At 42.6% G+C, this 10,974-nt stretch carries 13 protein-coding genes; 4 read left to right on the top strand and 9 right to left on the bottom strand.

The genetic code is table 11. From position 1 onward, the window contains the following. The 4 genes from HWQ44_RS29200 to HWQ44_RS29185 form a co-directional block, all read right to left on the bottom strand. Positions 1-118, bottom strand: a 118-nt coding sequence (locus tag HWQ44_RS29200) for an NAD(P)H-quinone oxidoreductase subunit O (protein ID WP_292725443.1), incomplete at its 3' end; no start/stop codon positions are given. A 303-nt stretch (positions 119-421) separates the two neighbouring features. Continuing rightward, complete coding sequence (locus tag HWQ44_RS29195; protein ID WP_292725440.1) at positions 422-1,306, bottom strand: DNA-formamidopyrimidine glycosylase; 885 nt, start codon at positions 1,304-1,306, stop codon at positions 422-424. 252 nt (positions 1,307-1,558) lie between these two features. Beyond that, positions 1,559-1,774, bottom strand: coding sequence for a photosystem I reaction center subunit IV (locus HWQ44_RS29190; protein WP_069073932.1), 216 nt, complete (start codon positions 1,772-1,774; stop codon positions 1,559-1,561). A gap of 298 nt (positions 1,775-2,072) precedes the next feature. Beyond that, the gene (locus HWQ44_RS29185) at positions 2,073-2,657 is read right to left on the bottom strand and encodes a PAP/fibrillin family protein (RefSeq protein WP_292725439.1); all 585 of its coding nucleotides are present in this window, start codon (positions 2,655-2,657) and stop codon (positions 2,073-2,075) included. 243 nt (positions 2,658-2,900) lie between these two features. Here HWQ44_RS29185 and HWQ44_RS29180 point away from each other — a divergent pair, with 243 nt between their 5' ends. Then, positions 2,901-3,143, top strand: a complete 243-nt coding sequence (locus tag HWQ44_RS29180; RefSeq protein ID WP_292725438.1) for a DUF3134 domain-containing protein — start codon at positions 2,901-2,903, stop codon at positions 3,141-3,143. A 79-nt stretch (positions 3,144-3,222) separates the two neighbouring features. Continuing rightward, the gene (gene mraY / locus HWQ44_RS29175) at positions 3,223-4,326 is read left to right on the top strand and encodes a phospho-N-acetylmuramoyl-pentapeptide-transferase (protein ID WP_292725437.1); all 1,104 of its coding nucleotides are present in this window, start codon (positions 3,223-3,225) and stop codon (positions 4,324-4,326) included. A 170-nt stretch (positions 4,327-4,496) separates the two neighbouring features. Here mraY and HWQ44_RS29170 read toward each other — a convergent pair whose 3' ends face one another. The 4 genes from HWQ44_RS29170 to dtd all read right to left on the bottom strand — a co-directional run bounded on the left by HWQ44_RS29170 (position 4,497) and on the right by dtd (position 7,896). After that, complete coding sequence (locus HWQ44_RS29170) at positions 4,497-6,248, bottom strand: diguanylate cyclase (RefSeq protein ID WP_292725436.1); 1,752 nt, start codon at positions 6,246-6,248, stop codon at positions 4,497-4,499. 141 nt (positions 6,249-6,389) lie between these two features. After that, the gene (locus tag HWQ44_RS29165; RefSeq protein ID WP_292725435.1) at positions 6,390-6,896 is read right to left on the bottom strand and encodes a molybdenum cofactor biosynthesis protein B; all 507 of its coding nucleotides are present in this window, start codon (positions 6,894-6,896) and stop codon (positions 6,390-6,392) included. A 100-nt stretch (positions 6,897-6,996) separates the two neighbouring features. Further along, entirely contained in the window at positions 6,997-7,338 is a 342-nt protein-coding gene (gene psb28, locus HWQ44_RS29160) for a photosystem II reaction center protein Psb28 (RefSeq protein WP_292725434.1), read from the bottom strand. 105 nt (positions 7,339-7,443) lie between these two features. Then, positions 7,444-7,896: a D-aminoacyl-tRNA deacylase gene (gene dtd / locus HWQ44_RS29155; RefSeq protein ID WP_292725433.1), complete on the bottom strand. Its 453-nt coding sequence runs from the start codon at positions 7,894-7,896 to the stop codon at positions 7,444-7,446. A gap of 106 nt (positions 7,897-8,002) precedes the next feature. Between dtd and HWQ44_RS29150 the strand changes: the two genes are divergently transcribed. After that, positions 8,003-8,164: a hypothetical protein gene (locus tag HWQ44_RS29150; protein ID WP_292725432.1), complete on the top strand. Its 162-nt coding sequence runs from the start codon at positions 8,003-8,005 to the stop codon at positions 8,162-8,164. Positions 8,165-8,185: 21 nt separating this feature from the next. On the opposite strand, the gene HWQ44_RS29145 is transcribed toward HWQ44_RS29150, so the two are convergent. Further along, positions 8,186-9,301, bottom strand: a complete 1,116-nt coding sequence (locus tag HWQ44_RS29145; RefSeq protein ID WP_292725431.1) for a GTP-binding protein — start codon at positions 9,299-9,301, stop codon at positions 8,186-8,188. Positions 9,302-9,438: 137 nt separating this feature from the next. On the opposite strand from HWQ44_RS29145, the gene cysS reads away from it, so the two are divergent. After that, entirely contained in the window at positions 9,439-10,911 is a 1,473-nt protein-coding gene (gene cysS, locus HWQ44_RS29140; protein ID WP_292725430.1) for a cysteine--tRNA ligase, read from the top strand. Positions 10,912-10,974 lie beyond the last annotated feature (63 nt).

Genomic DNA, 10,974 nt, shown 5'->3' with positions numbered 1-10,974 from the left:
TTTCGCCCTTGGTTTCAAACAAATAAGAAGGAAAGCGAGTATCACTGGCTTTTGCTTCCAGACTGTTTTCCAGTTTCTCGCGGACAGCGCGAACCATGTCTCCCTTTTTGACTGCCATGAATTGCCCTCTCAAATTTGTAAGTTGTTTTATCTATCTGCATTTTAAGAGAGTTAGGAGGTAGAAGTAAAAAACTCCTAACTACTGTAGCTGTAGTGGCGTGACAAGACTAAAATATTGCAATAAATTTTCTTGTGGGGCGGGCATCTTGCCTGCCAATTAGGACGGGCTAGAAGCCCATCCCACAAGAGTTTGCTAATGCACAAATTTAGTCTTGACACGCCACTAGGGTGTATTATCGCGTTAGCGTAACGCACCATTTCAGATTTTCGTTGTGTTACGGCTTCGGTAACACACCCGACACTAACTTCTAACTCCCCGTAGCGTTTGACACTGGGAGCAAAAGTGACTAGATCGCCCAGCTAACTTAATCCGTTGAATTGGCATACCACAAACCCGACAGGGTTCTCCAGCGCGATTATAAACCCAGGCAACACCACCATAATTACCATTGATACCCTTAACACTTAAGAAATTACTAAAAGTCGTACCACCAGCCTCAATGCTGGTTTCTAAAACTTGAATTATGGCTGTTCGCAAACGCTCAATTTGCTTTAGCTGCAAATCTATACACAAGGTTTCAGGTAAAATTCCACTCTTAAACAGGGCTTCATCAGCATAAATATTACCTAATCCCGCTACCACCGATTGATCCAGGAGCGCAGTCTTAATCGGACGGCGGCGGTTTTGGAGTTTGAGAGCTAGATATTCGACAGTGAATTCGGGTGAAAATGGATCTGCTGCCAGTTTTGCCAAACCAGTCATAATACTTTCTACAGCAACACCAGGCGGAACCCACCACATTTTACCGAAGGTACGCTGATCAACAAAGCGCAATTCCTGGTGTTCTCCAAAGAATAATCTAACCCTCGTGTGCTTATGTAATGGTTCATCTCTACGCAGCCATAGTAATTGACCAGTCATTCGCAGATGAACCCCCAACCAACTGGTTGAGGAAGGGGAAGAGAGTTCGGCCAGGAGATATTTCCCGCGACGATGCCAAGTAGCGATGGCTGCACCAACCCCTCCGGGGTAAGCGTTATTGCTAATTCCATTAATAAATTCACCTACAGAAAACGGGTAGGCGATGGTGCGATCGAGCAACACATCTCCACCCGTAATTTCTTGGTTAAGAGTCAATTGATTTAGACCCTTTCGGACTGTTTCAACTTCAGGCAGTTCAGGCATTCAAGCTGATTAAGCAGACAATTTTGATGTACTTGGGGGTTAAATAAAGAAGAGATGGGGTAGTAACATACACAGCCGTATATGGCACTCGTATTACTACCAAGGAGAAACCGTAAATACCCGCAGGGCGGCTCTCTTAGATTAGGGTAGGCTAGGATGAAGAATGAACGAACTGAAATTTTCAGACTTCATACTTCAGACTTAAGACTACCCTTCATTATCGCATCAAACAACCCCCTTGTAGCTTTGCTGCTATTTTTTCGGTGGTTTAGCCTTTGGTGCTTCAACCTCGACTAATTCATCCTGAGCAAAGTTGTTGGTATTGATACCAGAGTAATTGACCTTTTCAAAGCGGACAATTACAGGGTATTTGATGCCACTTTGGTCAATGGAAGCCACAGTTCCAAGATCCTGAAACCAGTAGGATTCAGGGCGGAGAATACGTACTTTAGAACCACGTTGAACCATGATTATTTTCCCTTTTAGTTATCAATCGCCAATCTAGAGGGCTAATTGATTTCACTCTACAACCTGAAGGTCGCAGCAAGAGTCTTTGTTAAGTTATTTGTCTGAATTTGCAATTGGGCATGGGGCATTGGGGATTGGTTATGGGGCATTGAATATTTAGTTATTCTTTCTCCCTTATCTCCCCCACTCCCACTCCCCACTCAATAGCACATTCCAAATTTAAAACTGTATTAGACCCTACTTGACAAGGTACTCGTTATAGCGTACCTTCAATCGCAAACAGTGTTTTTGCACAAACTTATGTTTTACTCAATATGAACACACTACCCTCGTTACCTCTGCCGATCCGCAGATCGTTATCTATATAAGTGATATCTAACCAGCCTTGCTGTTTATCACTGTTTACTGCAATATCAATTCCTGGAAATTTTCTACCTGCTTCAATTTGTTGGATAAAAGTTACCGGAGAATTGTATTCTATTAAACGTTGTAAGCCGATAATAGAACGCTCAAATTTCACTTGGACACGCCGACCTGAAACTGGCTCAAATTTAGCAGCAATGCTGACTAATCCTTCCAAATAAGGTAAGCCATAAATCTCAGCTATGTTGTAAACACTGCTAGTCTCCACCCGGATACACTGATAGATTTGACCCAGTTTGCATAAAGGTAGACGATCTAAGTTTAAAAGAGCCTTGCTAGTGGTGTATAGTAATCGCCAATTGCCATCTAGCAAATTACTAGCTTCCACCGGACGGGGTGTAGGATTAAAGTCTTCTAAATTAGCGATCGCTGCTAAGATAGCCTGTTTTTGCGCTTGGGTCGCCAGTAGACCGCGATTAGTAAGTGCGATCGCATCCATAAGAGCCGCTTTTCCCATCATCGCCTGTCACCTCAAAAATCACTCATTTTCCATCAGCATAAACAAGATATTCATGACCTATGTGTAGAGCCATAAAAATTACTAAGAATCGCTTGACCTAAGCCTTATGCTTATTAAATAAAAAATTTCTATCTGAATGCGGATTTATCAACTAAAGGGTTGAAAAGATAACTAAATTAATCCGTGTCAAGTGATAGACTCTAAATGTCAACTTACGTAAACCTTTTCTTGTCCTGACTCGATATGTTGAACTCTCCATTACGTGAAGCAGCTCGTAACCAACGAGCCGATGTCATCCCCCTAAAGCCAGAGTCCTCTTTGTTGGACTGGTTGCAAAATAATGATCGGATCATTGTGCGTGACGTTCACGAACCGGATTTTCAAGCTGATGAAGAAGGAATAGACTCCCTAATGGGTGTAGAAGATGGAATTGGCTACGACCTCGATGATGATGATGATGATGATATAGGAATCGCTGAGAATTAGCCTTTTCAGGCTAGGGACTTGGTAGTATCCCTAGTTACTGTTATTCAATTTTATAAGTGTGGAGTGAAGGGAAACTTCTGTGGACGCTAAATTATCTCCTGAGCAAGGATTAAATATTTCTGGAATCGCTCTAGCCTCTTTATTAGCTGTAGGGCTAGGTACAACAGCATTTTTCTTGGATTCGATGGCCAACCGGCTACCGTGGCAAAGTATGTCATTAACCCTGCCACTGCTGTTGTCTGCATTGGGTTCAGGTGTGGTGGGCTATTGGGTAATACCTTTACTTCAAGCACTTAAAACTGGACAAATAATTCGCGAAGATGGGCCCCAAGCTCATCTAAAAAAGGCAGGCACTCCCACAATGGGCGGGATATTTTTTATCCCTGTAGGTGTGATAATTGCCTGCATATTGTCTGGCTTTGCTAAAGAGGTACTTGCAGTTTCGGCATTGACAATCAGCTATGGATTGATTGGCTGGCTCGACGATTGGCAAATTCTGCGCCGGAAATCAAATAAAGGTATATCTCCCCGCACAAAACTAGCTTTGCAGGTGAGTTTTGCGGCAGTGTTTTGTCTATGGCTGATGTTTAATCAACCTTCTAATATTACAAATATTGCTTTGCCTTGGGTAAGCTTCACACTACCATTAGGATTTCTATTTTGGCCTTTAGCAGGTTTTGTACTAGTTGCAGAAAGTAATGCGACTAATTTAACAGATGGTATTGATGGCTTGGCAGCAGGAACAGTTGCGATCGCACTTTTGGCATTAGGTGCTTTAATCGCGCCTACAGCACCAGGGTTGATGGTTTTCTGTGCTGCTTTAAGTGGTGGGTGCTTAGGTTTCTTAGCCCATAATCGTAACCCAGCCCGCGTTTTTATGGGAGATACTGGTTCCCTAGCACTGGGAGGAGCTTTAGCTGCTGTAGCACTATTGACAAACACCTTAGTAGGTCTGTTTATTCTCAGTGGTATCTTTTTCGTAGAAACCCTGTCGGTAATGGTACAGGTAAGTTATTACAAAGCGACGAAGGGCCCCGATGGCAAAGGCAAACGTCTCTTCAAAATGGCACCCTTACACCATCATTTAGAACTTACTGGCTGGTCAGAATTGCAAGTGGTGGGAGTGTTTTATATAATCGCTGCTATTTTGGCTACCATCTGTTTAGCGATCGCTCCATTCTGAATGCTTTAAAAACTGCTTGAATATAAAATGACAACTCCCACATCTTCAGGGAGTTGTTTTTTTATCCCGTAAATTTATAAGTTTCTGATTTCTATACTGAAAAGTCTGACACTTGATCCAGACTGAAGAATTGCTTATTTCACCGCTTCCGGTGTTATGAATTCTCTTCTTCAATTATAGGTATTTACATACTCCATAACCCGATTCTTGCCTGTTCGCTTTGCCTCAAGCATCGCTTGATTTGCCCGACTCAGAAAATCCTTAACCGTAATCCCTGGTTCTGATACAGCTATTCCAAAAGAAGCGGTGATGCTTTCGAGGATCTGATCGCCGTCCTTTAATTGCATTTGTTCAACATCTAGCCTTAGTTGCTCTACTCGCTTCCTCAGCGTTTCCAGTGTCATATTAGGCATCACAATCACAAATTCTTCACCACCCCATCTGCAAGCAATGTCAAAGGAGCGAATAGATTTTAACAGTAGCTTTGCTAATCCCTGGAGAACAATGTTGGCAGTCACATGCCCATAGCGCGAGTTGTAAGATTTGAAGTTATCGATATCAAGGAAAATAACACTAAGAGGTTGTCCCGAGCGTTCAGCTTCCGCTAGCCTCTGTTCCGTTATAGTTTGCATATAGCTTTGATTGAATAGTTGGGTCATTCCATCCCGCAAGTTATCATAAGCCAGACGTTGTTTTATCGATAGATTATTCAGTGCAATCCCTAAGGTTCTAGCAATAATCTCAGTAATTTGTTGCTCTTCTGGACTGATTTCTGCAAGCGCATAGATGTGTAAAATTCCCACTACTTCACCTTGTCCAAACAATGGAACACACAAATGTGCGCCGCTAATAGGCTGTATTAAGTGGCTGCACATCAGTCCTGAGTTACAAGATGATAAGAGGTTGAATTTTCCTCTCCGCAATGCCCAACACTCAGATTGTGAAAATATTTCTTTACTGCTTTTTTCACCTCCCCAAATACTATTCATCTGAACATAATTCTTGGAATTAGAAATTATATAAATACAACCACCCATATTAGGAAATAGCTTGGAACAAGTTAAAGCAACTACTTGATACACTTCATCTTCAGACTCACAGGAATAAAGCATATCCGCCATATCTGAGAGATATATAAGTTCTCGTTTTTTTGCCTCTAATTTCAGTGTTTTTTCTTCTAGCTGCTGATTTAGGTTAGTGAGCGATCGCTGTGCTTCTATGGATTCTGTAATCTCGATACTGATCCCACCGAGGCGACGATCGCCCGTTGCATAATCGTTAAACGGAAACTTAAACGATAGCCAGTAGCATGGCTGATCGTTACCAGGTGTTTTTGTCTTTTCAATCAGCTTCAAGGGGCGTAGAGTCTTCAAAACGACTTGATCGTTTTCCATTACCCGCCGCCCCTCTTCTGGATCTGGCAAAAATTCACTATCCGTTTTTCCCAACCATTCTTGTGGATCTACCGAAAATCTAGACTGTAACTCCTGGTTGTAGTAGAGCATTCTAGATTGCTCATCTTTGATATAGGCTCCAAAGGGGCCCTGATCTAGGAACAGCTGTTGCATCTGCTGGCTGCGTCGAAGTTCGCGGTTATCTTCTTCATATTTGGCGATCGCCTTTACAATTTGATCAGCGGTTAGCATTAGGTAGAGTAAGGCAGATAAGGAAATAAATGCCATTATGTCGAGTACACCTAAGTGCAGCAAGGATACTGCCATATATGGCTCAAAGATCGCCAGAAAATGATGAAATCCGCAAAATAGTACGAATCCACCTGATAAGAAAAAGGCTAGCCAAAACTTAGAAGGGATGGTTGCCTTAGTTTTGAGAAAGAAAACCCCTATTACTGTGGGGATGCCAAAGTATGAAAATGCAGTGATGCCGTGAGCAATCATGCAATTCCAGTAAATAGCCTCCATTGCTGACCTGATATTAAGATTTCATCCGTTTGACTATAATTATAGATAGCCTCAAGATGTAAGCATAGAAAGGATGATTTCAAGCTTCATACCTTAGTGTTACAAAAGTTCTGATGGGAACTTTGTGAACGGCTGCTTATTTCACCCTTTACAAACCTGACTTACCAAGTGAGTGAGTTCGGGTAAGATCAATTTTTCCATCGCCAGTCGCACAGCATTACTGGAACCAGGAAGCGAGAAGATTAATTTATCTTGATAAACACCAGCAACAGCGCGAGAAGCGATCGCCCGCGAACCAATTTCTTGATAACTTAAAAAACGAAATAACTCACCAAATCCCGGCAAGGTTTTCTCCAGTAACTTCTCAATGGCATCGTAAGTGGTATCTCTTGGTGCAATACCTGTACCACCATTGAAAATTACAGCATCCAAATTTGAGCTTTTACCCAGATTTTCTATCTGGCCTTGAATTTGTGTTGGTTCATCTTTGATAATCGTGTAGGCTCCTACAGCATGGTTAGCACCAAGGAGTAACTGCTGAATTAGCTGGCCACTTTTGTCTGTTTCGGAGGTGCGTGTATCGCTGACTGTAACTACAGCACAAGTTACCGTAATTCTAGACAAGTCTGGATGGGGTTGTGGCGTCATAGGTCAGTCATAAACTTTTGATGGTGGATAATTGGGCATGGGGAATGGCGCATTGGGTATGCCAATAGTTACCGATGCCCGATGCCCTATACCCTATACCCTATGCCTCATTTTTGCTCAGTCCTAGATCGTTTTCTTTTGCATACCGCTCCATGAAGCGCATAAAGCGATCCCATTCTTGGACAGATTTCATTACGTAAAGTGCTTCTAATTCTTCCGGTTTCCCGTTGATAAATTTAGCCTTAACTTCACGGGTAACTATCTCTCCTTCTTCGTCAATCAAGTACATCCCGGTAATATCTTCGGTAGTACCTTGATCTAAAATTTTCGGATTCGTAAAAATAAACGTTGCTGTACCACTGTCGAGACTGCGCGATCGCGTCAAGCGCACCTCTGGAATTACCTCTTCGTCAAGACCTCTAGAAAACTGGATTTTCGTCATGATCAATGAATTTAAACTTTTGTGATGGTTAATTTAATATTCTCTCATCAATTAGAACACCACGGTCTAGAGGCTGCTGCTATTCATTTTTTTTAGTGTATATACTTAAGTAGCTTCTTTCTCAAGTAACAAAGTTACAGGGCCATCATTTTCAATTGTAACTTGCATCATTGCACCAAATTGACCTGTTTCCACCTGCAAACTGCTAGCTGTTAACTTGGTAACAAAACGATTATACAAATCTTCTGCTGACTGGGGACTGGCTGAACGGTCAAAAGAAGGACGGCGACCTTTGCGACAGTCACCATAAAGTGTAAATTGGCTGACTACCAATAACTCACCGCCAATTTCTTGTATAGATTTTTGCCAACGGTCGTTTCCTCCCTCGTCAGGAAACAGCCGTAATTCCAAGCACTTACGCACCATCCAGTCGATTTCAGTATTAGTGTCGGTATTCGCAATACCTACCAGTAAATTTAGCCCCCGCCCAATTTTACCGACAATTTCACCATTAACTGTAACTTGAGATGATTTGACTCGCTGGATAACAACGCGCATCTTAATCTAAACGTTGATCAACGGTTCAATTTTAGAGCGATTCCATTCCTAAATCACAAACTCAATATAGAAACAATGAGCGCTTATCACCTGATAAAATCTCTTAATGTTCGATTCTGAAGTTGTGCTGCATTTGGAGTTACAAACCCAACTGAAAGCTGATATTCCTTTTTCGGAAATGCGATCGCTATTATCTCATTTCCATTGCTCAAGATCGATGGCGGAGCCATTAGGAATGCATTCCCAGGCGGAACCTGGGAACGAGTAGTAAGCTTCTAACTCTTAACTTTTATTTGCCAAAACCTTTACCACGAGAGGTTGAAGGTAGACAAATGCAGTTTTCGAGTTGACTGATTAAAGCCTCACGATCCAAATTTTGACCAATCAGCACTAATTGGTTTTTCAATTTACCTTGCCATTCATCATCATCCAAGGTAAAGCGTTTACCGCAAAGGTGGAAAATATGACGCTTAGGACTTTCATCAAACCACATAATCCCCTTCGCTCGGAAGATATTTGTGGGTAGCTGGTTATCTAAGAAATACTGAAACTTCCTAATAGAAAAAGGCTTGTCACTTTGGAAAGATATGGAAGTAAAACCATCATTTTCTAAATGGTCGGAATGATCGTGATGATCGTGATGATCGTGGTCATGATCGTGATGATCGTGACCGCATGTTGAGTGGTCATGATCATCATGATCGTGATGGTCATGATCGTGATGGTCGTGTTCATCCACCACTGTGTCAAAATATTTATCTGACTCAAACAGACCAACACTGAGAATTAAAGGAAGTGGCACTTGCGATCGCGTAGCGCGAATAATTCTTGCTCCTTCCTTAACTTCGTTAATTTTTCTTTCTAACTCATTCAAAGTGGCTTCATCAACTAAATCAGCCTTGTTCAGCACAATAACATCACCATAGGCAATCTGGTTGTATGCTGCCTCAGAGTTAAATAAATCTAGGCTGTAATTTGCCGCATCTACCACGGTAATAATCGAATCCAAGCGGGTTAAATCCCGCAACTCTGTGCCCAAGAATGTTAAAGCTACTGGTAGCGGATCTGCCAATCCAGTTGTTTCCACTACTAGATAATCGAGATTTTCTTGGCGTTCTAAAACTTTGTAAACTGCATCTACTAAATCATTATTAATAGTGCAGCAGATACAACCATTATTTAGTTCCACCATGTTCTCACCAGTGGAAACAATTAGCTCGTTGTCGATGCCAATTTCGCCAAATTCATTCACGAGAACAGCGGTTTTCAAACCCTGTTGGTTGTTGAGGATATGATTGAGTAAAGTCGTCTTGCCACTACCTAGGAAACCCGTAATAATTGTTACTGGCATTCCTTGTTTAGGCGTATCCATTGCGGAAGATTCGGGTGTAACTGCTGATTGCATAGCGCTGTTATCAAATAGTCAAAAAATAGTAATGTAGCGCAGATAGTCCAGAAAACACTAGCATAGGGATGCTGGACTGTCATCCCATCTGCTTTACCCTATTATTACGTATCTCCCTATTTCAGCATTACTCTGTTATGACCCTAACCCTTTACAATACCCTCACCCGTCGTCAAGAACCGTTTCAAACAGTCGAACCAGGCAAGGTTAAGATGTATTACTGCGGCGTGACGGTGTACGACTACTGCCATTTGGGTCATGCGAGAGCTTGCATCGTTTGGGATGTAGTGCGCCGATACCTCCAGTTTATCGGCTATGAAGTGCGATATATCCAAAATTTTACTGATATTGATGACAAGATTCTGAATCGAGCCTTTGTTGAACATTCATCAATGGAAGCTGTAGCCGATCGCTTTATCAAAGCATATTTTGAGGATATGGCGCGGTTGGGAATCAAAGAAGCTGATGAGTATCCCCGCGCTACCCACACGATGAATGGCATTCAGCGGTTAATTCATGAGTTGGAAAATAAGGGTTTTGCTTACCCTGCTGACGGCGATGTGTATTATGCAGTACGAGAGTTTTCTGGGTATGGCAAGCTTTCGGGACGCAAGTTAGAAGATATGCAAGCGGGGAAAAGCGATCGCGTCAACGTAGAAGATCCAGAGTACCAGAAAAAGAAAGACCCCTTTGATTTTGCCTTGTGGAAGGCAGCAAAACCAGGAGAACCAGCTTGGGAATCACCTTGGGGCGCAGGCCGTCCGGGGTGGCATATAGAATGCTCGGCAATGGTACGCGAACGCTTGGGTGATACCATTGATATTCATGCTGGTGGTGCTGACTTAATTTTTCCTCATCACGAAAACGAAATTGCCCAATCTGAGGCCGTGACAGGAAAACCCCTAGCACGTTACTGGTTACATAACGGCATGGTGAAGGTAGATGGTGAAAAAATGTCCAAATCTTTGGGCAACTTTACCACTATTCGAGAATTGCTGGATCGAGGAGTTGACCCGATGGCAGTGCGGTTGTTCGTGCTGACCGCTCAATATCGCACACCCATAGATTTTACCGACGAAGCGATCGCCGCAGCAACCAACGGTTGGCACACCATTAAAGAAGGTTTACTCTTTGGCCAGCAATATGGTGAAAAACTAGGATGGGATTTAGGAATTGGGAATATCCCAATCCCCAGTACCCAATATCCCGCACCGAATCCCTATATTGAACGCTTCCAAGAATCTGTAAATAACGACTTTAATTTTCCCGGTGGATTAACAGTGCTGTTTGAATTAGCCAAAGAACTGCGCCGTGAAGGAAATATTCTTGTGCATGAAGGGAAAACCGAAACATCACCAGAGGAGTTACAGCAGCAATGGCAAACTCTTGTCACATTAGCTGGAGTTTTAGGTTTAAAAGCCGAGATAGAAGCCGAAACTGACAAGAATGATGGTTTAAGCGATGCGGAAATTGAGGCAAAAATTCAGCAAAGGCAAGAAGCACGTAAAGCCAAAAATTTTGCTGAAAGCGATCGCATTCGTGACGAACTTCAAGCAGAAGGTATTACGCTAATTGATAGCCGTGATGGCACGCGCTGGCACCGGAATTAAAGGAGACTGGGAACTAGGAATTGAATTCTTCCCAGTGCCCAGTGCCCAATGCCCAATTCCCAA

The organism is Nostoc sp. JL34, from assembly GCF_017114945.1.
GTDB lineage: Bacteria > Cyanobacteriota > Cyanobacteriia > Cyanobacteriales > Nostocaceae > Nostoc.
Note: the sequence above shows the minus strand (reverse complement) of the source record. Positions and strands in the feature narration are given on the sequence as shown.